Source organism: Streptomyces sp. WAC00040 (assembly GCF_056835925.1).
The window spans coordinates 3,854,391-3,879,276 of record NZ_JAKQZE010000001.1; the positions used below are offsets into that span (position 1 = coordinate 3,854,391).

Annotated in this window: 23 protein-coding genes and 1 pseudogene; 14 read left to right on the forward strand and 10 right to left on the reverse strand. The window is 70.1% G+C overall.

Annotated features, from left to right (window positions below):
• The first annotated feature begins 113 nt into the window (after positions 1-113).
• Both MDN94_RS17760 and MDN94_RS17765 read left to right on the forward strand, forming a co-directional pair.
• Entirely contained in the window at positions 114-884 is a 771-nt protein-coding gene (locus tag MDN94_RS17760) for an anti-sigma factor (protein ID WP_482726720.1), read from the forward strand.
• A 142-nt stretch (positions 885-1,026) separates the two neighbouring features.
• Positions 1,027-1,608 carry a fasciclin domain-containing protein gene (locus tag MDN94_RS17765; RefSeq protein WP_482726721.1) on the forward strand — a complete coding sequence of 194 codons (582 nt, stop codon included), beginning with the start codon at positions 1,027-1,029 and terminating at the stop codon, positions 1,606-1,608.
• A gap of 225 nt (positions 1,609-1,833) precedes the next feature.
• Here the strand turns inward: MDN94_RS17765 and MDN94_RS17770 are convergent, their stop codons facing one another.
• On the reverse strand, positions 1,834-2,739 hold the full coding sequence (locus MDN94_RS17770; RefSeq protein ID WP_482726722.1) for an SDR family oxidoreductase: 906 nt from the start codon (positions 2,737-2,739) through the stop codon (positions 1,834-1,836).
• 236 nt (positions 2,740-2,975) lie between these two features.
• Here MDN94_RS17770 and MDN94_RS17775 point away from each other — a divergent pair, with 236 nt between their 5' ends.
• From MDN94_RS17775 to MDN94_RS17785, 3 genes are all read left to right on the forward strand, one after another.
• Positions 2,976-3,203 (forward strand): hypervirulence associated TUDOR domain-containing protein, encoded by a 228-nt coding sequence (locus MDN94_RS17775; protein ID WP_482726723.1) that lies wholly within the window; start codon positions 2,976-2,978, stop codon positions 3,201-3,203.
• Entirely contained in the window at positions 3,200-3,541 is a 342-nt protein-coding gene (locus tag MDN94_RS17780) for a DUF3140 domain-containing protein (protein ID WP_482726724.1), read from the forward strand. The genes MDN94_RS17775 and MDN94_RS17780 overlap by 4 nt, the downstream gene beginning before the upstream one ends.
• A gap of 139 nt (positions 3,542-3,680) precedes the next feature.
• Positions 3,681-4,925 carry an NAD(P)/FAD-dependent oxidoreductase gene (locus MDN94_RS17785; RefSeq protein WP_482726725.1) on the forward strand — a complete coding sequence of 415 codons (1,245 nt, stop codon included), beginning with the start codon at positions 3,681-3,683 and terminating at the stop codon, positions 4,923-4,925.
• 136 nt (positions 4,926-5,061) lie between these two features.
• Here MDN94_RS17785 and MDN94_RS17790 read toward each other — a convergent pair whose 3' ends face one another.
• Complete coding sequence (locus tag MDN94_RS17790) at positions 5,062-7,152, reverse strand: MMPL family transporter (protein WP_482726726.1); 2,091 nt, start codon at positions 7,150-7,152, stop codon at positions 5,062-5,064.
• Between the two features lie 76 nt (positions 7,153-7,228).
• Between MDN94_RS17790 and MDN94_RS17795 the strand changes: the two genes are divergently transcribed.
• On the forward strand, positions 7,229-7,723 hold the full coding sequence (locus tag MDN94_RS17795; protein ID WP_441264735.1) for a MarR family winged helix-turn-helix transcriptional regulator: 495 nt from the start codon (positions 7,229-7,231) through the stop codon (positions 7,721-7,723).
• 168 nt (positions 7,724-7,891) lie between these two features.
• Here the strand turns inward: MDN94_RS17795 and MDN94_RS17800 are convergent, their stop codons facing one another.
• The gene (locus tag MDN94_RS17800; RefSeq protein WP_482726727.1) at positions 7,892-8,182 is read right to left on the reverse strand and encodes a carboxylesterase family protein; all 291 of its coding nucleotides are present in this window, start codon (positions 8,180-8,182) and stop codon (positions 7,892-7,894) included.
• A gap of 27 nt (positions 8,183-8,209) precedes the next feature.
• On the opposite strand from MDN94_RS17800, the gene MDN94_RS17805 reads away from it, so the two are divergent.
• A complete protein-coding gene (locus MDN94_RS17805) occupies positions 8,210-8,374 on the forward strand; it encodes a hypothetical protein (RefSeq protein ID WP_482726728.1) in 165 nt (54 codons plus the stop codon).
• A gap of 116 nt (positions 8,375-8,490) precedes the next feature.
• Complete coding sequence (locus MDN94_RS17810; RefSeq protein ID WP_482726729.1) at positions 8,491-10,767, forward strand: FG-GAP repeat domain-containing protein; 2,277 nt, start codon at positions 8,491-8,493, stop codon at positions 10,765-10,767.
• A gap of 308 nt (positions 10,768-11,075) precedes the next feature.
• On the opposite strand, the gene MDN94_RS17815 is transcribed toward MDN94_RS17810, so the two are convergent.
• From MDN94_RS17815 to MDN94_RS17830, 4 genes are all read right to left on the reverse strand, one after another.
• On the reverse strand, positions 11,076-12,164 hold the full coding sequence (locus tag MDN94_RS17815; RefSeq protein ID WP_482726730.1) for a glycosyltransferase family 2 protein: 1,089 nt from the start codon (positions 12,162-12,164) through the stop codon (positions 11,076-11,078).
• The gene (locus MDN94_RS17820; protein WP_482726731.1) at positions 12,080-12,916 is read right to left on the reverse strand and encodes an inositol monophosphatase family protein; all 837 of its coding nucleotides are present in this window, start codon (positions 12,914-12,916) and stop codon (positions 12,080-12,082) included. The genes MDN94_RS17815 and MDN94_RS17820 overlap by 85 nt, the downstream gene beginning before the upstream one ends.
• Positions 12,913-13,515, reverse strand: a complete 603-nt coding sequence (locus tag MDN94_RS17825; RefSeq protein WP_482726732.1) for a hypothetical protein — start codon at positions 13,513-13,515, stop codon at positions 12,913-12,915. The genes MDN94_RS17820 and MDN94_RS17825 overlap by 4 nt, the downstream gene beginning before the upstream one ends.
• Before the next feature lie 298 nt (positions 13,516-13,813).
• Positions 13,814-17,188, reverse strand: a complete 3,375-nt coding sequence (locus tag MDN94_RS17830; RefSeq protein WP_482726733.1) for a pyruvate carboxylase — start codon at positions 17,186-17,188, stop codon at positions 13,814-13,816.
• A gap of 656 nt (positions 17,189-17,844) precedes the next feature.
• On the opposite strand from MDN94_RS17830, the gene MDN94_RS17835 reads away from it, so the two are divergent.
• The 4 genes from MDN94_RS17835 (at position 17,845) to MDN94_RS17850 (ending at position 20,636) form a co-directional block, all read left to right on the forward strand.
• Positions 17,845-18,048, forward strand: coding sequence for a cold-shock protein (locus tag MDN94_RS17835; RefSeq protein WP_005310809.1), 204 nt, complete (start codon positions 17,845-17,847; stop codon positions 18,046-18,048).
• Positions 18,049-18,400: 352 nt separating this feature from the next.
• The gene (locus MDN94_RS17840) at positions 18,401-19,912 is read left to right on the forward strand and encodes a DEAD/DEAH box helicase (protein ID WP_482726734.1); all 1,512 of its coding nucleotides are present in this window, start codon (positions 18,401-18,403) and stop codon (positions 19,910-19,912) included.
• A gap of 54 nt (positions 19,913-19,966) precedes the next feature.
• Positions 19,967-20,272 (forward strand): CBS domain-containing protein, encoded by a 306-nt coding sequence (locus MDN94_RS17845; protein ID WP_482726735.1) that lies wholly within the window; start codon positions 19,967-19,969, stop codon positions 20,270-20,272.
• Positions 20,273-20,330: 58 nt separating this feature from the next.
• Positions 20,331-20,636, forward strand: a complete 306-nt coding sequence (locus MDN94_RS17850; protein ID WP_482726736.1) for an SCO5918 family protein — start codon at positions 20,331-20,333, stop codon at positions 20,634-20,636.
• 115 nt (positions 20,637-20,751) lie between these two features.
• On the opposite strand, the gene MDN94_RS17855 is transcribed toward MDN94_RS17850, so the two are convergent.
• Positions 20,752-21,111: a hypothetical protein gene (locus tag MDN94_RS17855; RefSeq protein WP_441264744.1), complete on the reverse strand. Its 360-nt coding sequence runs from the start codon at positions 21,109-21,111 to the stop codon at positions 20,752-20,754.
• 173 nt (positions 21,112-21,284) lie between these two features.
• Positions 21,285-22,050, reverse strand: a pseudogene (locus tag MDN94_RS17860) (endonuclease/exonuclease/phosphatase family protein).
• Positions 22,051-22,056: 6 nt separating this feature from the next.
• Between MDN94_RS17860 and MDN94_RS17865 the strand changes: the two are divergent.
• Positions 22,057-23,076: a sensor histidine kinase gene (locus tag MDN94_RS17865; RefSeq protein WP_482726737.1), complete on the forward strand. Its 1,020-nt coding sequence runs from the start codon at positions 22,057-22,059 to the stop codon at positions 23,074-23,076.
• A gap of 576 nt (positions 23,077-23,652) precedes the next feature.
• A complete protein-coding gene (locus MDN94_RS17870) occupies positions 23,653-24,003 on the forward strand; it encodes a helix-turn-helix domain-containing protein (RefSeq protein WP_053557718.1) in 351 nt (116 codons plus the stop codon).
• 302 nt (positions 24,004-24,305) lie between these two features.
• Here the strand turns inward: MDN94_RS17870 and MDN94_RS17875 are convergent, their stop codons facing one another.
• Positions 24,306-24,749, reverse strand: coding sequence for a hypothetical protein (locus tag MDN94_RS17875; RefSeq protein WP_482726738.1), 444 nt, complete (start codon positions 24,747-24,749; stop codon positions 24,306-24,308).
• Positions 24,750-24,886: the final 137 nt, after the last annotated feature.

A 24,886-nucleotide genomic window follows, 5' to 3' on the forward strand; every position in this document is an offset into this window, starting at 1 on the left:
CGGCCGGCACACGAGCGAAGTGTCGGTGTGCCTTCTGTGTGCACAGGCCGCCGTCTCCGCCCCACGACCGGGGCGGGCGCGGTTCAGGTGAACAGCGCGGGAGGGAGGATCGGGTGGCTGACCACGTCGACCCCGCCGACCTGGCCGAGATCGCGCTGGACCACGGGGACAACGGCGAGAACGCGAACTCCGCACGCTTCGCCGGACAGCACCTGCACCTCGCGGTGTGCGCGGAGTGCCGACGAGAACTCGAGGCGATGCGTGCAGTGGTTCGCGCCGCCCGTTCCGCCGGTCCCGGCGATCCGATGACAGAACCGCCCGACCGGGTATGGCGTTCGATCCGGCGCGAACTGGAGGCCGCTGATCTCCCTTCGGGAACCGATTCCTACGAGCCGGCCGCACCTACCGGGACCTCCTCGCGACGGCCCCTGTGGGGCGGTCGCAGACCCTCCCGTGCGCTCGCCGCTCTCGCCCTTGCCGTAGGGCTCGCCGCCGGCGGCGGCGTCGCATGGTGGCAGGCGCACGAGAGCCGGCCTCAGGCGTCGCAGAGCGCGGGGGTGCCGCACCGCCTCGCCCCCCGGCCCGGCCACAGCGCCTTCGGGACCGTCCGGCTCGCCGACAGCTCCGAGGAGGGCCGGGTGCTGCAGATCACCGTGCACGCCCTGCCGGACACCGACGGCTACTTCGAGGTGTGGCTCATGGACCCCTCCGGGAGCCGGCTCGTCCCCGTCGGCGCACTGGGCCGGGACGGCCGAGCCACCCTGCCCGTGCCCGACGGGGTCGACCTGCCTTCGTACCCGGTGGTGGATGTCTCCGACCAGGCGTACGACGGGAACCCGGCGCACTCGGGACGCAGTGTTGTGCGGGGCGCCCTCATCGGTTGATGCGGCGACCGGAGCAGCCGATAAAATTGTCCGGTAAATAGTCCTTTCATAAGGCATCCGCGGAAGGTCCATGGGCGGAAGAGACTGATGTGACGGGCAGCGGCAAGAGCCCGTCGCTCCTCCCCAGCAAAGGTGAAATCTCATGAACACCAACCGCTTCAGGAGTGCTGCTCTCGCCGGTGCCGCCGGCCTCCTGCTTCCCCTCGGCCTCGTGGCCCTCGCCCCGGTCGCCCAGGCCGAGGGTACGGGCGAGCCGTTCGGTCCCGCCTGCGCCTCTCTGCCGACGAGCGGTCCGGGCAGCCCCGCCGAAATGGCGGGCCAGCCGGTCGCCACCGCGGCGGCGAGCAACCCCGAACTGTCCACGCTCGCGACCGCCGTGGAGAAGGCGGGACTGGTCGACACACTCAACAACGCCCAGAACATCACGGTGTTCGCGCCGACCAACGACGCGTTCGAGAAGATCCCGAAGGCGGATCTCGACGCCATCCTCAACGACAAGGCCGCACTGACGAACCTGCTCACCTACCACGTGGTGGAGGAGAAGGTGACGGTCGACAAGCTGCCGAACGGCACCTTCACGACCATGCAGGGCGGCCAGTTGACGACGTCCGGGTCCGGTGACCAGTTCAAGGTGAACGACTCGGCCTCGATCGTCTGCGGTGACGTGAAGACGAAGAACGCGACCGTTCACCTCATCGACTCCGTGCTGATGCCGCCATCCTGATCCCGGCCCGGCGGCCGAGTCCTGCCGGTGCTGTCGCGGCACCGCGACCGCACCGGCAGCGGCATTCTCGGGAACGGTCCCGCGGAGGGCGACCGGTCGGAAGGCGCAGCGGACCGTCAGCCACGGAGCCTGTGTCGCGACCAGGCCGCGGACAGTCTCGACCGCGGGGGCCACGTCGGGGAGAACAACGACTGCTCCGTCAACGCACCGGCGCCCGGCCGGCGGTCAGCGGTCCGGGGTTCCGGTGGACGCCCGGTGGCCTGCGTCGGTGTCCGCTCGTCCGCCGGCGCCGAGCAGCCCCGTCGCCTCGAAGACGGTCCTCCGCTGCAAGCGCGGAAGCTCCCGCTTCGACACGAAGGTGACCACCGGAGGCATCGCGGCGCGCACGGCCTGCGTGGCCCGGAGCCAGGCCGGGACGTACACGGCCGCGCTCCGCCGCTCGACGGCCCGCGCCATACGGGCGGCCACTGTCTCGACGGGATGGACCTTCCTCGCGGGCCTCGGCATGTGCGCCCGCAGCTCCCGCAGCACCGGATGATCGTCCGCGTCACGGATCATGTCGGTGTCGGTCCAGTTCAGGTAGGCGATGCCGACGTCGATGCCCTCGTGCGCCACCTCGGCCCGCAGTGAGTGGGCGAAAGACTCGACGCCGGCCTTGGAGGCGCAGTACGCGCTCATCAGCGGGGACGCGCCGATCGAAGCGAGGGAGGCGATCTGCAGGAAGTAGCCGCGGGAGGCACGGAGATCGGCAAGGAACACACGAGCGGTGCCGGCACTCCCGATGAGGTTCACCTCGATCACCCGCCGCCAGAGTGCGGGGTCGGACTCCGCGAAGGGGCCGCCTTCGGCCACTCCGGCGTTCGCGACGACTACGGAGGCGGGGCCCAGGCGGTCCCGTACGTCGGCGGCCACACGACGCATCGCGTCGTCGTCGGTCACGTCGACCTCCCAGCACCGGGCAGGTCCTGGGATCGTTTCCCGGACTTCGGCGAGGGCCGACTCCTCACGGCCGAGGAGGGCGACCGTGGCTCCGCGCCGGGCGAGCTCCCTCGCCATCGCCGCGCCCAGTCCCCGGGCGGCGCCGGTCACGACGGCGGTGCGGCCTTGCAGAGGACGTGCTGAGCCACTCACGTGGTCCTCCTCGGTGGGGAAGGTGTCACCGGAGCGGCGGTTCGCGCCGCGCGGTCCGGCGAGCCGTTCTCTCACCATAGGCACCGGGGCCGGGGCCCGCCGGTCCACGGCCGGCCACCGCCCGGGGCACGCCCGTGCGGGGAGGATCCGGCCGAGGATCCGGCCGAGGTTGCGGCCCTGCCGGGCGCCGCACAGCATGATCAGGTCCGGTGACGGTGAGCGCAGGAGGGACTGCCATGGCCAAGGACGACAAGCTCGGCAAGGGCGACCAGGTCTCGTGGAGCAGCCACGGCACAACCGTGCCGGGCAAGGTCAAGAAGAAGATCACCAAGCGTACGAAGGCGGCGGGCCGCACCGTCGACGCCTCGAAGGACGAGCCGCAGTACGAGGTGGAGAGCGACAAGTCCGGCCGCAGGGCCGTCCACAAGCCGCAGTCGCTGCGCAAGCGGGACAAGGACTCATGAACCCCGGGAGCGACGCGGACCGCGAGAAGGCCGTCGCCGAGTTCGGGGAGGCGGTCAACATGACGGCCGGTGACCTCGAGGAATGGCTGGGGACCGACGAGTCGAAGAGCGTCGGCGAGTCCTCCGACGGTGGCGAGAGCGTCGGACATGCCTCGGGGCGGCGGATCGTGGATCTGCTGCGTACCAAGAAGGCGGATCTCGACGAGGACGACATCGCGCACATGCGCAAGGTCGTCGGCTATGTGCACCGGCACGTCGCCCAGCGGCCCGCCGGCGACGTCACCCGCACCAAGTGGCGGTACTCGCTGATGAACTGGGGCCACGACCCTGAGAAGTGACGCTTCCCGGTGGTAACGACGAGGAGCGGTCGGTGCCGTTACACGCTCACCCCCGACGCTGCTCCGGGTCGCGGTCGGACTTCGGCCGGACGTGGGGCAGATCGTCGGGCACGGCCGAAACCCTGGAGGGATGAACGGGATGAAACCGACGCAGCACGCCACTCCTGACGTCGTCGTGGTGGGCGCCGGGCTCGCCGGCCTCGCCTGCTCCCTCGACCTGTGCCGGGCGGGGCTGCGGGTCCAACTGCTCGAGGCTTCCGACCAGGTGGGAGGCCGGATGCGCACGGACCGGCGCGACGGCTTCCTCCTTGATCGCGGCTTCCAGGTCTTCAACACCTCCTACCCGCAGATCAAGCGGCGGGTGGATCTCCGGGAACTGCGTCTGCGGCCTTTCACGCCGGGCGTCCTCGTGAACACCCCCGCCGGGCGTATGCGGATCGTCGACCCGACGAGGGAGCCGCGTTCCGCGGCGGCTCTGCTGCCCGGACGGTACTTCGGGCCCCGCGATCTGCTCGGGCTCGCCCGGCTCACCGCCCGCGACATGTTGCTGCCGCCGAAGTTCCTGAAGCGACAGCGGGACCGGACGACGGCAGCCGCTCTGAAGGACGCCGGCCTGTCCCCGGAGGTGATCGACGAGCTGCTCCGGCCGTTCCTGTCGGGCGTCTTCCTGGAGGACGAACTGGAGACGTCCGCCCGCTTCTTCCACCTCGTATGGCGCAGCATGGCGCGTGGCAGTCTGTGTCTGCCCGCGGCGGGTATCGGCGCGGTGCCCGCTCAGCTCGCGGCGTCGCTGCCGCCCGGCACACTGCGCCTCGAGACGCTCGTGACCGCGCTGACCGACGACGGCATCCTGCTCGAGAACGGTTCCGAGCTGCGGGCCGGTGCGGTCGTCGTGGCCACGGCCGCACCGGCCGCCGCCCGTCTGCTCCCCGGCCTCCGGGCACCCGGCGGCCGCATCGTGACGACGTACTACCACGCCGCCGCCCGCTCCCCGGTGGGTGAACCGGTTCTGTTGATCGACGGCCGGCGCGAGTTCCTCAACACCTGCGTGCTGAGCGAGGTCACCCCCACCTACGCCCCGCGGGGCACGGCGCTGGTGTCGACTTCCGTCCTGGGCGCCGACCAGCCGGGCCGGGAGCGGTCCCTGCGGGGTCGGCTCGCCGAGGCGTACGGGACGGACACCGCCGGCTGGCAGCTGATCGCCGCCCACACCGTGCAGGACGCGCTGCCTGCTATGCCACCGCCCTGGCCGCTGAGCCGCACCACGCGCCAAGGACCCGGGCGGTACGTGTGCGGGGACCACCGCGCGACCGGGTCGGTCCAAGGAGCGCTGGCCTCCGGCACCCGTGCCGCACGCGAGGTGCTGGCCGACCGCCCTGGGTGAGCCCGGCATCGCCTCGCCCGGTCCCCCCTGTCCCTGGTGGCGACCGTCGCGGCAGCATCCGCGCCGGTGCCGGACCGTACCGGCAGGGACGACGCTCCACTTCGTGGCCGCCGCCCCTGCCGGATGCACCGGAGGATCAGGCCTTGGGTCCGTCGGCGCGGGACAGCGCGCTCGGCCACCAGGCACGCGGGCCGATGTCGAGGGCCAGTGCGGGCACGAGGAGCGAGCGGACAACCAGGGTGTCCAGCAGGACGCCGAAGGCGACGATGAAGGCGATCTGGGCCAGGAAGGCGAGCGGGATCACGATCAGTGCCGCAAAAGTGGCGGCCAGGACGACGCCCGCCGATGTGATCACGCCGCCCGTCGTCGTCAGACCCCGCAGCACGCCTTGCCGGACGCCGTGCGCGATGGCTTCCTCACGGACCCGCGACATCAGGAAGATGTTGTAGTCCACGCCCAGCGCGACGAGGAACACGAAGCCGTAAAGCGGCACCGACGCGTCCGTGCCGCTGAAGCCGAACACATGCCGGAAGACGAGGGCCGACACACCCAGCGTGGCGAGGAAGTTGAGCGCGACGGTCGCCACGAGCAGGACGGGCAGCAGCACCGAGCGCAGCAGCATCACCAGGATGAGCAGGATGATGGCGAGGACCACGGGAACGATCAGTGTCCGGTCCCGGGCCGCGGTCTCCTGGGTGTCGTACTGCTGCGCCGTGTAACCACCCACCAGCGCGTCGGCCCCCGGGACGGTGTGGAGCCGGTCCCGCAGCCGCTCGACGGTCTGCTTGGCGGCGTCGCTGTCGGCGGCGTCCTCGAGCGTGGCGTCGATGCGTACCCGGCCGTCGACGACCAGCGGGTCGCCCCCGCCGGGCCTGCCGGACCGGGTGACGGCTCCTGCCGACGCCACGCCGTCGGTCTTCTCGGCCGCGGCTGTCACCTCGGCCGCCCGGTCGGCGTCAGCGATGATCACGGCCGGGTTGCCGGAACCCGCGGGGAAGTGCCTGCCCAGCGTCTCCTGCGCGGCGACGGACGGCGCGTCGTTGACGAAGATCTCGTCCAGCGGGACGCCTTTCGACGACAGCGCCGGAGAGAAGGCGGCGAGCGCGGCGAGCACGAGCGTGGTGGACACCCAGATGCGTCGGGGGGCGCGGTCGACCCTCGAGGCGACACGGGTCCAGATGCCGTGGCCCTCCGTCGCGTCGTCCATCGGGCGCGGCTTCGCCGGCCAGTACGCGGCCTTGCCGAGCAGGACGAGGACGGCGGGCAGGAACGTCAGCGTGCTCAGCACCGCGCAGACGATGCCGATCGCGCCGACCGGTCCCAGAGCGCGGTTGTTGGTGAGGTCGCTGACGAGCAGGGCCAGCAGTCCGAGGGCGACCGTCGCGGCGCTCGCGGTGATCGCCCCGAAGGACCGGCGCACCGCGGCCTTCGCCGCCTCCGTCCTGTCGGCACGCGCGGCGACCTCCTCGCGGAAGCGGGCGGCCAGAAGCAGCGCATAGTCCGTCGCCGCGCCGATCACAAGGATGGAGAGGATGCCCTGCACCTGCCCGTCGACCCGGACGACACCTTGATCGGCCAGCGCGTAGACGACGGCACAGGCGAGGCCCAGGGCGAAGACGGCACTGATGATGATCACAAAGGGCAGCAGCACACTGCGGTACACGAGCAGGAGGATGAGCAGCACCGCTCCGAGGGCCACGCCCAGCAGCAGACCGTCGATGCCCGAGAAGGCGTCCGACAGGTCCGCCTGGGTCGCGGCCGGGCCGGCGAGTTGCACCACGGTGCCCGGCACACGCTCCGCGGCCTCGCGCACGTCCCGCAGGACCGTGGGCAGGTCCTCGCCGAGGTCCGGCTCCAGGGGTACGACGGCCTGGAGTGCCTCGCCGTCCTTTGAGGGAAGGGCGGGGGAGGGGGCGTCCGCCACGCCATCGGTTCCCCCGAGCGCCGCCAATCGCTGCGTGGCCTCCGTCTGCTGCTGCGGGGTGACCCGGCCGTCGGTCACGGTCCACACGACGATCGCGGGCACGGTCTCCGACCGGTTGAACGCCTTCTGGGCCTCCAGGGCTCTTGTGGATTCGGCGCTCCGCGGCAGGAAGGCCGCCTGGTCGTTGGTGGAGACCTCACCCAGCTTGCCCGCGTAGGGGCCGAGTGTGCCTCCGATTCCCAGCCAGACGAGCAGCAGAGCGAGTGGGACCAGTCGGCGGGCCCATCGGGACGCGGGTGTCATTGCTTCCCCAATACGCGAACACGAAGTATCTCGGTCATTGAATATCTCAACGGTTGAGAGATCATATCCTGGTCCGATGCGCAGCACAGACGAGCCCTCAGGGACACTTCCGCCGGACGACCCCACGGGGTTGCAGAAATTTGCCGTCCTGCTGCGCGGGATGAACGCCGAGTTCAATCGCATCGCCCACGAGTTCGCGCACGAGCAGGGGCTGCATCTCACGGACGTGCAGGCACTGATCGCGATCATGGATGCCGGTGAGGGGGAGGACGGCGCGCCGATGACGCCGGGGCGCCTCCGGGAGCAGCTCAACCTCACGTCGGGAGCGGTGACCGCGTGCCTGGACCGCCTCGAGCGGTCCGGCCACGTCCAGCGGGTCAGGGCGCCGGACGACCGGCGGGTCGTGCATCTGCATTACGCGACCGCGGCCAAGGCCGTGGCCAGGGGGTACTTCACGCCTCTGGCGCGGAGCACCGACGCCGCGCGCCGGCAGTTCAGCGAGGAGGAACTGCTCGTGGTGGTCCGCTTCCTCGAAGTCATGAATCACGAACTCGCGCAGCTGCGTCGCTAGGGCTGGCCGCGCCGCTCGTGTGCCCGGGCGCGAGCGGTCCCTCGGGGCGGAGCTCCTGTTCCGGGGCGCGGCCGCCCGTAGCCAAGGGTGACGGTCCCGGCGCTCTCGGAGAGCGGTTGCCGCGGCAGCGTGGGGCAAGGGCGCCGGGCCGTCCAGGCCGTCGGGTCGTCAGGAGGCGGGCCGGGTCCACAGGTCGCACGACTCCTGGGCAGGCAGCGTGAACCCGCGGACCGACTGGGCGACGGCCCGGTGGAACAAGACGGTCGCGCGGGGCAAGACCAGGTTCTGGCAGACGCTGCCGCCCGCCGATTCACCGAAGACGGTCACGTAGTCAGGGTCGCCGCCGAACGCGGCGAGGTTGTCCCGCACCCGGCGCAGGGCGGCCCGCTGGTCGAGCAGACCGTAGTGCCGGAGATCCCCTGCGGCGATTCCTCGGCCGGACCCGGGTGGGCCAGGCAACCGAACCCGGCGAGACGGTAGTCGAAGTTGACGTCGTCGACGTCGCCCTTGGCCGCCAGGCTGCTGCCGTCGTGGAACGTTCAGGGGTCGACCGTGAAGCCGCCGCCGTGGATCCACACCATCACCGGCCGCTTCTGGAGGGACCGTGTGTACTTCGACGGCACCAAGCGCCGGTACGACCACTTCGCCTGAGCGACACCGCTGTCAGTCTGACGACATCGCCACCCGGCACAACCTTCTGAGGTGATCAACAGTCTGACCGGGCGCGCAACCCCCGGTGCGCCCGGTCGCTTGAGAGGAATCCCGCTTTGATCCATGTTCGTCCCGCTCGACATCAGCTCGTCTCGGCCGTCACCACCGTTCTGGCCGTGACCGTCGGTGCGAGCCTCGCGACGACGCCCGCGATCGCCGCGACGCCCACCGCTGCCGTCGCCGCGGACGCCGGACCCGCCGACGCGCAGGTGACCGTCGACGGCGTCATCTCCATCCCCCGCACCGACCAGATCCTCAGTGTCGGCCCGACCGGGTTCCTGTCGGTGGAGCGCCGATGGGACCACACGTACTACCGCTGGACCAGCACCGTCGACGGCACCACCACGGACCTCCCGGAGTGGTACAGCGGGTACCGCGGCGGCGGTTCCGACACCGTCGTCGCCAAGGAGGACGGTACGACCCGGTACCTGCTCCATGACATGTCGTCGCCGGGCAGCGACCCCGCGGTCGTCAACCAGACCGACACCCGGCTCTACTGGAAGGGCGTGGTCGGCAGGACTCTCGTCTTCTCGTCCTGGGACAGCCAGAGCAAGGTGGGCCAGCTCCGTCTGATCGGCGAGGGGAACCAGGCGGGCAGCGACCGGCAGGTGACCGGCCTCACGCCGAACTCGAGGGTCCAGAGCGTCGAGGCCCTGTCGGACAGCTCAGCGCTCGTCCGGTACGTCTCGGCGGATGCCGACACCGACCGCTCCTACCTCGCCGTCGTGGACGTCGCCACCGCCTCCGTCGTAGAGAAGCGCGAGGTGGGCGTGTCCGCGTACGACACCGACACGGCCCTCTCCGGGGACCACTGGGTCTGGGTGGACGCCCCGACATCCGCGCACGCCAAGCTCATGTACGCCACCCGCGACGGTTCGGGGGGCACGCCGGCCGTGGAAGCGGCCGATCTGGGCGACTCCGTCCGCCCGCACATCGGCGTCCTGGGCGACTGGGTCACGTACGCGGCTCCGGGCGGCGCCGCCGCGACCGAAGCGTCCCCACACTTCGCGCTCAGTGCCGTCAACCTCGTCGACGAATCCACGGTCAAGCTCCTCGACCACGCCTCGTCCTCCGTCCCCACCGCCGACGGCGCGCTCCTCGTGCGCGGCGGTACGGTCGCCCACGGCGAGGGGGTCTACCGGATCGCCCTCGGGGCGGACGGCAGGCCCACCGCCACGCTGATCGCGAGCACCGGCGAGCCGACCGTGCTCACGCTGCACACCGCGGCCCTTCCCCCGGTCGTCGACCTCGACAAGAACAACGGTCAGGCCCTGCTCCGCTGGGTGCTCTCCCGGACCAACGCCCAGGGCTCCGTGACGGTGCGTCATGTCGGTACGGGCCGCAGCGTGCGGTACGACTTCGCGCAGGCAGCCACCTACGAGGGCAAGGGATCCGTCGACTTCCGCTGGGACGGGATGCTCCCCAACGCCGAAGGCATGAAGGAGTTCGCGCCCAGCGGCGACTACGCCTGGGACTTCACCGCCTCCCCGCTCAACGGCATCGGTCCGGACGTCGCGCAGGCCGGCACCTTCAAGGTCACCCGCACGACCGGCGTGCACGACTACACGAACAACAGCACACCGGACCTGCTCTCCCGTGACGCCGGGGGCGTGCTGTGGCGCGACGACTCGGCCAAGGTGGCGTCCGCGCCGCAGCCGTACTCGACGGGTCGGGTGAAGGTCGGCGGCGGCTGGCAGATCTACAACCAACTGGAGGCCGTCGGGAACATCGCCGGCAGCCCGGCCGGCGACCTTGTCGCCCGTGACAACGTCGGCGTGCTCTGGCTCTACCAGGGCAACGGAAACGGCAACTTCGCCGGCCGCACAAAGATCGGCAGCGGCTGGCAGATCTACAACAACATAACCGGCGGCAGCGACCTCAACAGCGATCAGAAGTCCGACCTCCTCGCCACCGACGCCGCCGGCGACGTGTGGTTCTACAAGGGCACGGGCAGCACGAGCGCGCCGTTCGCACCCCGCAAGAAGATCGGCTGGGGCTGGGGGATCTACAACCAGCTCACCGCCACCGGCAACATCACCGGCACCGCCGCCGGAGACCTCGTCGCCCGCGACAAGGCCGGTGTCCTGTGGCTCTACGAGGGCAAGGGCGACGGCACCTACGCCCCGCGCACGAGGATCGGCGGGGGCTGGGGCGTCTTCACCCACCTCGTCGGCATCGGTGACGCCGACCGCGACGGGCGGGCCGATCTCTACGCCGTCGGAACCTCGGGCGCCAAGTTCTACGCGGGCACCGGCGACAAGGCGGTCCCGTTCAAGCCCGCTGCCCCGGGCAACCTGCTCCGGGACTCGGCACCCGTCAACCACGTCTTCTGACGACGTCGGCCTCCATCCGGTGACCCTGTTCTGACGGGACGCCGGCACGGTCGCCCAGACGGTCCTTTCGATGCGGCGGTCCTTGGCGCCCAGGCGCCGGTGAGGGCGGATACGAGCAGCAGCCCGTATCCGCCCTCTCCAGGTTCCTTGAGAGACGGCAGCGGCTTCCTGTCGCCCCGGGTGTCCGAGAGCCCCGTCCGGACGAGGCCGTCCTCGCCCCGCTCCATCCGCACCTCGAAGTCCGACCCGGACACGCGCCCGTGGGGGAGCGTCTGAGCTGACCGCGTTGCGTTGCCGTCTCCCGGCGGTCAAAGCTTGCAGACCGGCGGCGCGGTCGGCATCAGAAGGGCCTCCAGTGCCGATACGGAAATGCGCCGGGACCGCTGGACGGATTGCCTCTTCAGAAGAATTTTCCGGGACAACACGGCCGCGGCTGCTTTGCCGGACAGGAACGAGCCCAGTGAACTCCCGTTCTGCAGGACCACAGGACGTGAATGCGCCTTCATGATCGGAAGCGCACGCCGCCTCAGTAAGGCGCTCGGGAAGTTCTTGACGACGTTCCACACGTGGTTGCGCTCTATGAGGAATGCCTTGTAGGCCGACGGCGTCGGCGTGCCCGAGCCGTAGTGGTACGCACGGCAGCCCGGTTCGAAAAGGCAGGTCATGCCCATCAACTGCATCCGGAAGCCAAGGTCGACGTCCTCCAGATACGCGGTGAAGTCCTCGTCGAGTCCGCCGGCGGCGTCCCATGACGCGCGGCGGTAGGCCGCACAGCAGCTCGACACGGAGAACACCGGTGACGCGGTGCCCGGAGTGGACGCCAGTGGTGCGCCCCACAGGAGGTTGGACGCACGCCCCCAGAGGTCGACATGGCTTCCCGCCGAGTCGATCAGTGTCGTGTCGTTGGCCTGGATGATCAGCGAGGCGACGGACCCGGCGTCAGGGTTTCTCTCGAACGTGGAAAGGACGTTCTCCGCCCAGTCGCCGGCCAGCCAGGCGTCGTCGTTCAGCGTGGCCACGTAAGGCGCGGAGGATACCGATACGCCATGGTTCACGGGAGCGCAGAAGAAGGAGTTCCTGCGCAGGGTGACGATGCGCAGACGAGGGTCGGTGATGTCGCCCAGCGTGGAATTCGCGATCGCCGGCGGCTGCCCGTTGTTCACCACGACCAGCTCCAGGTCGGGCATGGATTGAGCGAGCACCGACCGGACGGATTTCCGCACCTTGGCCGTGCGGAAAGAGGTCGGGACCACGATGCTGATGCGCGGTGACACAGTCATTTCCCCCGATTCGCTGTGTGACTTCGGCCCAGTCACTCCCGCAGGAATCCCCGCATGGCGTCGTGGATCGCGCCGTTCGTCGCCAGCACGTCCAGTTTCCTCTCCGGAGAGTCCCACTGGAGCAACGCGCCGTCCCAGGAACTGAGGGCGCCGCCCGCCTCTTGGAGGATGAGACCGGCGGCGGCGACGTCCCATACGCGCAGATCCAGCTCGAAGTAGCCGTCGAGCTCCCCAGTGGCCACGGAGACCAGGTCCAGCGCGGCGCTGCCGCGTCGCCTCAGGTCCTGACATCGGGCGAATGCGCGCTCCGCGACAGAGAAGATCCTCGGTGCTTTGCTCCGGTCGTACGGGAGCCCGAACCCGAGCAGGGACTGCTCCAGTTGGGTGTTCGGTGACACCCGGATGGGTTTGCGCGAGGCGCCCACGGTCTCCCCCTCCCGGGTGCGCGAGAACGCGCCCGCACCGGCAACCGCGTAGTAGCTCTCCGAGGTGAAGGGATTGTGCACCACGCCGACCCTGGGGACCGACCCTTCGCACAGGGCGACGGAAACAGCCGCGTGCGGCATGCCGTGCAGGACATTCGTCGATCCGTCGATGGGGTCGATGACCCAGTTCAGCAGTCCTTCGCCATGCTTGCCCGACTCTTCGCCGATCACCTGGGAACCGGGAATGATGTCCGTCAGCCGTTCGATGAGGCTGGTCTCTATGGTCCGGTCGAGCTGGGTGATCACGTCGCCGATGGACGTCTTCGTCTGAACCTGCCGCGGATTCCTGTGGCAGCTGCTGTAGTCAGGTACACGCGAGGCCTCCCTCTCCACCGTCCTGACCACGTTTTCGCAGATGGCGAAGAAATCCTCGCTCCGGGTCATCGTGCTTTCCCCCAGGGGAAGTAGAAGTCGTCGTCGTCGGCGATCCACCAGTAGTAGTCAGGGGCCTTGTGATTCTTTATGGCCACCTTGGTCACCGCGAGCGAGCATGAGTGGATCTTTTCCTTCTGGAACCCTGCTGCGACGAGCTCGGTCCTCAGCATCTCCAGGAAATCACCGGACATGGCGAAGTCGTCGACGATGAGTATGTCGCCCTGACTTTCTATGAGAGCCGATACGGATGCGGGGATCTCGACGATCCACTTCTTGGTCTCGATCCGGAAGGAATCGGAGGTGTATCCGGCGGAGTGGGCCGCTGCCTTCCAGGTCCGGATGCCGACATAGACGGGTGGCTGGTTCGGGAGGTCGGAGACGAGCAGGTTCGCGAAAGTGGCTCCCGTCAGGCCCGGGGTCACGACCGCTGCCGGAGTGAGGTCCGCTTTGATCTTCTGCGAGAGATCGGAGGCTGCGGCCTGCAGGTCGGACCAGTCCAGGCGCTTGCGGATGCTGTTCAAGCGCTCCGCTTTTCGTGCGTAGAAGACGGTGAGGAGCACGCCCGCCAGCCCTACCACCAAGCCGCCCACGGTCATTGCAGAGTTCATGTCCGGCACTGGGCTGGCCCCAATCTGTGTGCTTCACGAAGGGCGCGGCCGATCGGAAGATCGTGCACAGGGATCTTGGTCAGACATGTCGCGTGAATCGCGCACAAAGACAGGCGTAGGGTATCTGCGCGGAGAAATCGATCATGGGTGTATGTCTGACACTTTGCGATGTCTTGACGTACGCCCTGCACCTGTTGCGAACGGGCTCCCGCTGTCCTGTCCCTCGAGCGGGACGCGAGAAGGGCCGGTCCCGGCGCTCGGGGCGCCGGGACCGGCCCTTCTGTGCCGGACGGGCGGGTCAGCCGATCTCGATGAGCAGATCGCCCGCCTCCACCTGCTGGATCCTGCCGATCGCGAGACGGCGCACCGTGCCCGAGGTCTGGGCGGTGATCGACGCCTCCATCTTCATGGCCTCGATGGTGGCGACGGTCTGGCCGGCCGACACCGAGGCGCCTTCCTCCAGCTGGAGCGTGACCACTCCGGCGAACGGTGCCGCGACATGGCCCTCGTTGGCCCGGTCCGCCTTCTCCGCCGCCTTGACCTCGGTGGCGACGGACTTGTCGCGTACCGACACCGGCCGCAACTGGCCGTTGAGCGTGGCCAGTACGCTGCGGTAGCCGCGCTCGTCGGCGTCGGAGACCGCCTCCAGCTCGATCAGCAGCGTGACGCCCGGCTCGAGTGTGACGGTGTGCTCGGTCTCCGTCTCCAGCCCGTACAGGAAGTCCCGCGTCGGCAGGACGGAGGTGTCGCCGTACGCCTCGCGGTGGGCGTTGAACTCCTTGGTGGGGCCGGGGAACAGCAGCCGGTTCAAGGTCGCGCGCGGTGACTGCGCCAGGCCCTCGCGGTCCTCGTCCGACAGCTGCGGCGTCTCGGCCTTCGCCGGGCGGCCCTGCAGCGCCCGGGTGCGGAACGGCTCCGGCCAGCCGCCGGGCGGGTCGCCCAGCTCACCGCGCAGGAAGCCGATCACCGAGTCCGGGACGTCGAACTTGCCCGGGTCGGACTCGAAGTCCGACGCCGAGACCCCGGCACCCACCAGGTGCAGCGCCAGATCGCCGACCACCTTCGACGACGGCGTCACCTTCACCAACCGGCCGAGCATGCGGTCGGCCGCGGCGTAGCAGTCCTCGATGAGTTCGAAGCGGTCGCCCAGACCGAGGGCGATGGCCTGCTGGCGCAGGTTGGACAGCTGCCCGCCAGGGATCTCGTGGTGGTAGATCCGGCCGGTGGGCGAGGCGAGACCGGACTCGAAGGGGGCGTACACCTTCCGGGTCGCCTCCCAGTAGGGCTCCAGGTCGCCGACGGCCTGGAGGGAGAGTCCGGTCGCGCGCTCCGTGTGGTCGGTGGCGGCGACCAGCGCGGACAGCGGGGGCTGGCTGGTGGTGCCGGCCATGGAGGCGACAGCCGCGTCGACGGCGTCGACTCCCGCGTCGATGGCGGCGATGAGGGTGCCGAGCTGCCCGCCAGCGGTGTCGTGCGTGTGCAGGTGGACGGGCAGGTCGAACCGCTCGCGCAGCGCGGTGACGAGGGTGCGGGCGGCGGGCGGGCGCAGCAGCCCGGCCATGTCCTTGATGGCGAGGACATGGGCGCCCGCGTCCACGATCTGCTCGGCGAGACGCAGGTAGTAGTCCAGCGTGTACAGGGTCTCGCGGGGGTCGGAGAGGTCGGCGGTGTAGCAGAGGGCGACCTCGGCGACCGACGTGCCGGTGGCGCGCACGGCGTCGATGGCCGGACGCATCTGGGACACGTCGTTGAGGGCGTCGAAGATCCGGAAGATGTCCATCCCGGTCTTCGCGGCCTCGGCGACGAACGCCTCGGTGACCTCGGTGGGGTAGGGCGTGTAGCCGACGGTGTTGCGGCCGCGGAGCAGCATCTGGGTGCAGATGTTGGGCACGGCATCCCGGATCTTGGCAAGCCGCTCCCACGGGTCCTCGGCGAGGAATCGCAGCGCCACGTCGTAGGTGGCGCCTCCCCAGCATTCGAGGCTCAGCAGCTGCGGTGCGCTGCGGGCGACGTGCGGTGCCACGGCCAGCAGGTCGCGGGTCCGGACCCGGGTCGCCAGCAGGGACTGATGGGCGTCGCGGAACGTCGTGTCGGTGACGGCGACGGCCGACTGGGCGCGCAGTTCGGCGGCGAATGCCTCCGGCCCGAGGGCGGCGAGGCGCTGCCGCGACCCGGCGGGCGGCTCTCCGAGCGGGACGGCGGGCAGCTTGTCCACCGGGTCGATGACCTCGGGGCGCGGACCGTACGGCTGGTTGACGGTGATCTCGGCGAGGTAGCTGAGCATGCGGCTGCCTCGGTCGGCCGACGGCCGGGCCCGCATCAGCTCCGGGTGTTCGTCGATGAAGCTGGTGGTGATACGCCCGGCCCGGAACGCGGGGTGGTCCAGCACGGCGCCCAGGAACGGCAGGTTGGTGGCGACTCCCCGGATGCGGAATTCGGCGATGGCCCGGCGCGCGCGGCGGGCCGCGTTGGCGAAGTCGTGCCCGTGGCAGGTGAGCTTGACGAGCATCGAGTCGAAGTGGGCGGAGACCTCGGCGCCGGTGTGGACCGTGCCACCGTCGAGCCGGACGCCGGGACCGCCGGGGGAGCGGTAGGCGGAGATCGTGCCGGTGTCGGGCCGGAAGCCGTTGGCCGGGTCCTCGGTGGTGATGCGGCACTGCAGGGCGGAGCCGTTGAGGACGATGTCGTCCTGGGTGAGGCGCAGTTCGGGCAGCGTCATGCCGGCGGCGATGCGCAGCTGTCCGATGACGAGGTCGCGTCCGGTGACCTGTTCCGTGACGGTGTGCTCGACCTGGATGCGCGGGTTCATCTCGATGAAGACATGGTTGCCGCGCTCGTCGACGAGGAATTCGACGGTGCCCGCGTTCACATAGCCGATGTGGCGTGCGAAGGCCACGGCGTCGGCGCAGATGCGTGCCCGCAGCTCCGGGTCGAGGTTCGGGGCGGGCGCGATCTCGACGACCTTCTGGTGGCGGCGCTGCACCGAGCAGTCCCGCTCGTAGAGGTGTACGACATTGCCCTCGGCGTCGGCGAGGATCTGCACCTCGATGTGGCGGGGGTTGACCACCGCCTGCTCCAGGAAGACCGTGGCGTCACCGAACGCGGAGCGCGCCTCGCGCATGGCCGCGTCGATCGCCTCGCGGAGCTCCCCGGGCTCGGCGACCCGGCGCATCCCGCGTCCGCCGCCGCCCGCGACGGCCTTCACGAAGACGGGGAAACCGATGTCCTCGGACGCGGCGACGAGCGCGTCGACGTCCTCGGACGGTTCGGAGGACTTCAGCACCGGTACGCCCGCCTCCCGCGCGGCCGCGACGGCACGGGACTTGTTCCCGGTCAGGTGCAGTACCGACGCCGGCGGTCCGACGAAGGCGATACCGGCCTCGGCGCACGCGGCGGCGAGGTCAGGGTTCTCCGAAAGGAAGCCGTAGCCGGGGTAGATGGCGTCGGCCCCCGCCTTCCGGGCCGCCTTGATCACCTCGTCCACCGAGAGGTAGGCCCGCACGGGGTGGCCGGGCTCACCGATCTGGTACGCCTCGTCGGCCTTGGCCCGGTGAAGGGAGTTGCGGTCCTCGTAGGGGAACACCGCCACTGTGGAGATTCCGAGCTCGAACGCTGCGCGGAACGCGCGGATCGCGATCTCGCCGCGGTTGGCGACCAATACCTTGCCGAACATCAAACTCCCCAGTCGTGTCGCGGGCCGGGCGGCCTCAGGACGGGCGATGTCGCACGGGACGCCGGTGCCGGCGTCCGGTGGTCATATGGGCGGCGGCGATGCGCCGGGGACCTTGGTCCGAAGCGCTCGACACCGTATCGGAGACCTTCCCAGAGATCGCGGAGGCAGACGATGGCCTGCGTCACTGCCGGGACCGCCGCTCGTCGGTGATCTGCGCCACGCTCGTCCGGGCGGATCCGGCCAGGCGCCGGCCGGGCGGTGCGCCCACTCGCCACCCTGGCGCGGCGGCCGGAAGCCGGGCCACGCACGCCGCCGGCGTCCTCGCCCGAGGGGACCGACGGCCGCCGTCCGTGAAGAGATCAGTCCGGGGCGGGCGAATATCTGTGACCGCCGGATGAGAAATCAGCGCAACGCGCGGTGAGGGTATCTCGCGTAACAGGCGGAAAAGAATTACGCGCCGCGCGGGGTCGGTCTCACCGTGCTACTGTCGTTATCAGTTGCAGTTGTGGTTCCCGAAAATCCAAGTGCCCCGGCGGCCCCTCAGGTCGCTGTGAGCGCTTTTGTGTATCCGGTCATTTCCGGACGGGGTAATCATTGCGGCGACACGGAGACCGCACGGTGTGGACTCCGGGTACTGCCCCTGAAGGAGATTTGACATGGCATCTGGCGTCGTGAAGTGGTTCAACGCGGAAAAGGGCTTCGGCTTCATCGAGCAGGACGGTGGCGGCCCCGACGTGTTCGCCCACTACTCGAACATCGCCGCCCAGGGCTTCCGTGAGCTGCTGGAAGGCCAGAAGGTGAACTTCGACATCGCGCAGGGCCAGAAGGGCCCGACCGCCGAGAACATCGTTCCGGCCTGACGCTGACGCGTGATCGAGCCGGGGCCCGCACCTTGGGGTGCGGGCCCCGGCTCGTTCAGTTGCGGGGCCCCGGCCCCGCCACCGCGGCCCATCGTGCCGCGGCCCCTTCCGGAGATCGCTTTTTTCTCGCGTGGCGGACGTCCCTCCCGCCTCCGGACGAACATTCGGCAGGGACTCATTCCGGCCTTGACGTACGAATCGATCTGCCCGTCCGGTGACCTGCCGGGGATTCTCACGAGCGGTCCGATTCGATTTCGTTTTCGCTTTCTGCCTGGCTCGTTCTCGCGATTCTCCGTGCTGCTCCTCTGCTGCGGTAATTCCTTGATACGCGCCACATCGAGGAAGGTTCCGTATGAACCGCACACGTACCGACGACCGCTATTCCCGCACCCGTAGCGGCGGTGGCTCCGGCCGCGGCAGCCGTTTCGGCTCGCCGGCTCCCACCCGCTCGGGTTCCTCCGGTCGCTCCGGTGGAGGTGGCCGCTCCGGTGGTTACGGCCGCCGACCCGCCGCGGCGCAGGGTGAGTTCGCACTCCCCGTCACCGTGACCCCCGCCCTGCCCGCCGTCGAGCGGTTCGCCGACCTCGACATGCCCGCGCAGCTGCTCGCGGCGCTCGCCTCGCAGGGCGTGACCGTGCCGTTCCCCATCCAGGGCGCGACGCTGCCCAACACCCTGGCCGGCCGTGACGTGCTCGGCCGCGGCCGCACCGGTTCGGGCAAGACCCTCGCCTTCGGCCTGGCCATGCTGGCCGGTACCGCGGGGAAGCGCGCAGAGCCGCGACTTCCGCTGGCGCTGGTCCTCGTCCCGACGCGCGAGCTGGCCCAGCAGGTCACCGACGCGCTCACCCCGTACGCCCGGTCGCTGAAACTGCGGATGGCCACGGTCGTCGGCGGGATGTCGATCGGCAGGCAGGCCGGTGCGCTGCGCAGCGGCGCGGAGGTCGTCGTGGCGACTCCCGGACGGCTGAAGGACCTGATCCAGCGCGGCGACTGCCGACTCGACCAGGTCTCGGTCACCGTCCTCGACGAGGCCGACCAGATGGCCGACATGGGCTTCATGCCCCAGGTCACCGCCCTGCTCGACCAGGTCCGCCCGGACGGCCAGCGGATGCTGTTCTCCGCCACCCTCGACCGCAACGTCGACCTGCTCGTCCGCCGCTACCTGAACGATCCGGTCGTGCACTCCGTCGACCCGTCGGCCGGCGCCGTCACGACGATGGAGCACCACGTGCTGCACGTCGACAGCTCCGACAAGCACGCCACGACGACGGAGATCGCCGCCCGCGACGGCCGGGTGATCATGTTCCTGGACACCAAGCACGGCGTGGACCGGCTGACGAAGGACCTGCTCAGCAGCGGCGTACGGGCCGCGGGACTGCACGGAGGCAAGTCCCAGCCGCAGCGGAACCGCACGCTGGCGCAGTTCAAGACCGGGCATGTAACCGTGCTCGTCGCCACGAACGTCGCCGCCCGCGGCATCCACGTCGACAACCTCGACCTCGTCGTCAACGTCGACCCGCCGACCGATCCCAAGGACTACCTGCACCGCGGCGGCCGCACCGCCCGGGCCGGCGAGTCGGGCAGCGTCGTCACCCTGGTGACCCCGAACCAGCGCCGCGACATGGCCCGCCTCCTGTCGCACGCCGGGGTCCGCCCGACGACCACTCAGGTCAGGTCCGGCGGCGTCGAACTGAACCGCATCACCGGCGCGCAGGCACCGTCCGGCACGCCGGTCGTCATCACCGCACCGGTGACCGAGCGCCCCGCGCGCAGCACCGGCTCCCGCGCCCGGCGCGGCCGCAACGCGTCGCAGGCCGCGCGCCGCGCGCCCCGCCGGCAGGCCGCCGTCGGCACGGCGGCCTGAGGCACCAGGACGTCATTGATCAAGGCCGTCACCCATCGTCGCAGGAGGCATCTCTTGGCACCGGTTCAGCTGAAGTCCCGTCCGGTCGGTCCGGCTTCCGGCACCAGGACGGCGGCCGGCCTCGTGGCGGCGGCCGGACCGCAGGTCCGTGGCGACACGACCGCGAAGGTCTGGGGCGACATGACCGTGGAGGTGGCGCTGTCCGTGATGGCCGGCGCCCGTGCGGGGCGTCTGCTCATCTGCGACGCGGACGACCAGTGCACCGGATCCGTCACCCTGGCGCAGCTCGTGGCCGTACGCGACAGCGCCGTCCGCACGGACACGGTGCGGCTGAGTGATGTCGCCGCCCTCCCCTGTTGAACCGCCGGACCCATTGCGGACTCCCCTTCCGCTTCCCCACTTCTCCCTGTGAGGTCTCATGCGCTGCGTCATCGCTCGCTTCCCCTTCGATCTGACCAAGAGTGGCGTGCTGGACTCGATGAAGGGCGTCAAGCCCGAGCCGATCACCGGTGACTTCGTGGTCATCGGCCGTCGTCAGTACCCCGTCAAGCAGGTGGGCGCGGTCATCACCCGACAGGATCGCCGTGACTTCAGCGCGGGCGAGGTGGTCCGGGCGATGACGGGGCTGGGCTTCACCTGCCGGTCACAGGTCCCGGCCGCGCCCGTGAGCACCCTCACCCCGCTCCAGCAGGCGCACGCCTCGCTCGGCACCACGGTGGCCTGACCCACGGCACCCTCCGGACCTGACAGGGCACCGGAGAGGCAAGGAACGAAGAGGGCCCGACCGGCGCGCGCCGGTCGGGCCCTCTTCCTCGTGTACTGGTCTCGTAGTGGTGGATTCAGTGGTCGGAGTAGCTGAAGTCGCCGACGGTCCAGGCGCTGACGTCTTCGATCGAGACGCGGTACATACCGCCTGTCTCGGGAATCCCGACCGTGCCCTGGAGGATCCGCGCCACGTGGAAGTGCAGATGAGTGGGCGGGCCCTGCCTGGCGGGGGAGGCGCTGAAGGCGCCGGAGAACGCCCGCAGGCTCTCCGAATCCGTCAGGACCTCCGACACCCGCTGCCGCCACATGGCTTCGGGTGCCAGCCGGCCGGTGATGACAGCGCCACCGGTGACCACGGTCAGAGACATGAGATTGCTTTGCCCGGACTCCACCAGGGCGGCCACGTCGACGAGCAGAGCGTCAGGTTTCGACATGACAAGCGAGTTTATTTCACCCGGGCCCTCTCCATGGATGGGGGAGTCCGGCCCGGGGCCCGGGATCCGGGAGTACGCACCGCGGACGTGATCGTTCCGTGCAGGAACGGACTGCCCGGCACCTGGCGGCCGCTCATCAACGGCACCCGCGGGTCGGGGCCGGTTCCTCGTGGTCACCAGCTGATCCTTGCTGCCACGGGCAGGTGGTCGCTGCCGGTGGCGGGCAGCACCCACGAACTCTGCGGCTCCACGCCGCGCAGGAGGATGTGGTCGATCCGCACCACCGGGAATTTCGCAGGCCAGGTGAAGCCGAAGCCGTCCCCGGCCTCGTCCTGGGCCGAGCGCATCCGCGAGGTGATGCCGGTGAGCGCGCGGTCGTCCATGGTGCCGTTCAGGTCGCCGAGCAGCACCACCCGTTCGGTCCGCTCGGCGGCGAGGGCCTCGCCGAGCGCATGCGCGTTGCGGTCCTTGCTGTCCGTCCAGAAGCCCCCTCGGGGCATCAGCCGTACGGATCCGAGGTGGGCGGCATAGACCGCCAGCGGCCCTTGGCCCGTGGCAACCGTGGTGCGCAGCGCCCGGTTGTAGGCCGACCTGACGTCGGCCGGCTTGGTGTCCGCCGGCGGCCCGTAGTCCATCCAGGTGTCGATCGGCCGGGTGTCGGACAGCGGCAGCTTGCTCCACAGCCCGACCGTGCCCTGCACCGCGTGGTAGGGGGTACGCCTCCGCGGGCTCCTTCTCGTACGTGCCCCGGGCATGATGGGTCAGCTCCACCAGGGCGAGCACGTCCGCCCCGGAGGCGGCCAGGTCGCGGGCGGTGCCGACGGGGTCCGGGTTGCCCTCACCCACCCACAGTGCCCCGGCCAGCAGCACCGGGACGAACAGGCCGCACCACGGCAGGAAGGTCTCCACCAGGCTGCCGAGGCCTCCGAAGTCCGGGATCTGCGCGTGCTGCTGATCGCGGCGGTGTGGGTCTTCCTGCTGAGCAACCTGCCCGACGTGACTAGCAGCATCGGCGGATTGCAGGTCCGTTCGGTCCTCGCACGCGAGTTCGCGGCGGGGGCGGCCGTGATCATGGCTTTCCTGCTGGTGTTCGGCCTCCTGGGAGGGTGGCTGCTCGCCGGCCGCATGCTCGCCCCGCTGACCCGCGTCACGGATGCCACGCGGCACGTCGCGAACGGGTCGCTCTCCCACCGCATCCGGTTGGAAGGCCGCAACGACGAGTTCCGCGAACTTGCCGACTCCTTCGACGCCATGATCGCGCAGCTCGAAGCACACGTCGCCGAGCAGCGGAGATTCGCGGCCGACGCCTCGCACGAGCTGCGCACCCCGCTGGCGATCTCGAAGGCGCTTCTCGACGTGGCCCGCACCGATCCGGACCACGACCCCGGCGAAATCATCGACCGCCTCCATGCCGTCAACGCCCGCGCGATCAACCTCACCGAGGCGCTGCTTCTGCTCGGCCGGGCCGGGCAGCGGTCCTTCCCCCTGGAACCCGTCGACCTGTCCCTCCTCGTGGAGGAGGCCACAGAATCACTGCTCCCGCTCGCCGAGAAGCGGGGCGTGACCTTCGAGACCTCCGGTGACACCGCCCTGGCCGCCGGGTGGCAAGCGCTCCTGCTTCAGATGACGACGAACCTGGTGCACAACGCCGTTGTGCACAACCTGCCCGAGCAGGGGACGGTGCGGGTCGGGACGGGGGTCCGTCCCGAGAGCGTGGTGCTCACGGTCGAGAACACCGGCGAGCACCTCTCGCCGGAGTTGGTCCCGACACTTACCGAACCGTTTCGGCGCGGCAGCGGACGCGTACGCACCGACCACGCGGGGGTCGGCCTCGGCCTGGCCATCGTCAAGAGCATCACCCACGCGCACGACGGCACGCTCGTGATCACCCCGCGTCCTTCGGGCGGACTGCGCATCGCCGTGGAGCTGCCCGCTGCAGCCCCGGGGACCGAGAGACGCCCCTGAGCAGGGGCGGAGCGTCCTGGTCGGGTCCGTTCCGTGATCTCACGTTACCTCCGTCCCGAGCGCCCAAAAATCTATGCTCGCCGTAGTAGACATTCGCTCCCGGTCTGGTTAGTGTTCCTGTTGTAGCCGAGATCAGAGAGAGCCCGGCAGAGACGAACTGCCGAGCAGTGGCAACACGCAGTACCAGCAGTTCGGTGCGGTGGTGGAGTTCCGGAGCCGGTTTCGCAGGATGGCGACGGGGCTGACCGCCGTACTGGGTGGCCCGCAGTGATCAGGGGCCATCGGAAGCAGTACAAGTAGCAGGTAAGTCCCAGAGGAAGGAACGGAGGAAGCAGACGCCATCAGGATCGCCCGGGCGAGGAAGACTCCCCGGGTACCGCAAGACCCCGGAACGGAAGGTGGTCCCCGGTCACGCATTCGCGATCCCCGCGCTCCCGTCCCTCTTCGGGGCGATGCCGCGGAAACAGAAGGTCGGCGCAGGACTAGGGCCGACAGATGGTGTTCAATTTCCTTCGGGGCCCTGGTGCCGTACGGCACCAGGGCCCCTCGACGCGTTCTCAGGAAGAAGAGGTGCAGATGGCAGCGGATAATGCGCTCGGTGGCCGACTCGACGACGATGACTACCCCGCCTACACGATGGGACGGGCCGCCGAGATGCTGGGCACCACGCCCGGCTTCCTTCGCGCGATCGGTGAAGCGCGGCTGATCACCCCGCTGCGCTCCGAGGGCGGTCACCGGCGCTACTCGCGGTACCAACTGCGGATCGCGGCCCGCGCGCGGGAACTCGTCGACCAGGGCACCCCGGTCGAAGCCGCCTGCCGCATCGTCATCCTCGAGGACCAGCTCGAAGAAGCGCGGCGCATCAACGCCGAGATTCGGCGTGCCGCCGGACAGCCGGTCGAAAGCTCCGGAGAGGTCTCCGGCTGAGCCCACCGCTCATGAGCACCTTGCTCCGGCCGCCGTGTGCGACGGGCGGGCTGCGGCGTCCGCCCGAAGGCGCCGCCGACCGGCCCGACACGTGCCGTGCCGTCCCTTCACCCGCTCGGGCCCGGGCGAGTTCCGCTGCGGCCCGACCCCCGAGCCGCCCTGCTCCGAGCGGCCCCGCGTCGTACGAGCGCGGTGGCCGGTTTCCGGACCCGCCCCCGTGCCCTCTGCGGTGGCCGGGCTCCGGACCTCGCCGCGGTCCGAGCGGCCCCCGCGCCGTACGACCCTGGCGGCGCCCCCGGAGATCAGGCCGCAGGGTTCGCGGGGGTGTTCGGCCGAAGTGCCAGGAGCTGCTTCGCGCGGCCGGGGAGTTCCACTTCCGTCAGGCCCGTGACGAGGTCCTTCAGCGGCACGGCTGATCGACCAGGACCGTGCCGTTGGGCAGCAGCCGCGTGGGCGCCGGTGTGGCGAGTTCGGTCTCGCTCAGCGCGGGTCTGCCGAGCGCGCGGAGAGCCTCGCCCTGCAGCGGATGCGGTACCGGAGCCCGGCGTCGCCCCGGCGAGCGCGATGACGCGGCCGATGGTCCAGGTGTCGAGAGCGATACGGCTGTCGTAGGTCGTGTTGGAGCCCGAAGCGGCACAGGAGGCGGCAGCGATCATGGCGGCGGTGACGAGAGAGACGGGCGCCAGGATCTGCTCGGCGTTCCACTCGCCGGCCGGCGGCATCGAGCAGCGCGCCGTAGGCGTCACTGAGCGGCGGCTACCGTGCGGTGGGGGTCGACCGTGCACCCTTCCGTTCCTGTCCGTCCCGTAGGGGGATCCATGACCACGACAACCGGGGGCACCGGGCCGCGACTGCGTCTGCCCTTCGACCTCGCGGGCCTGGA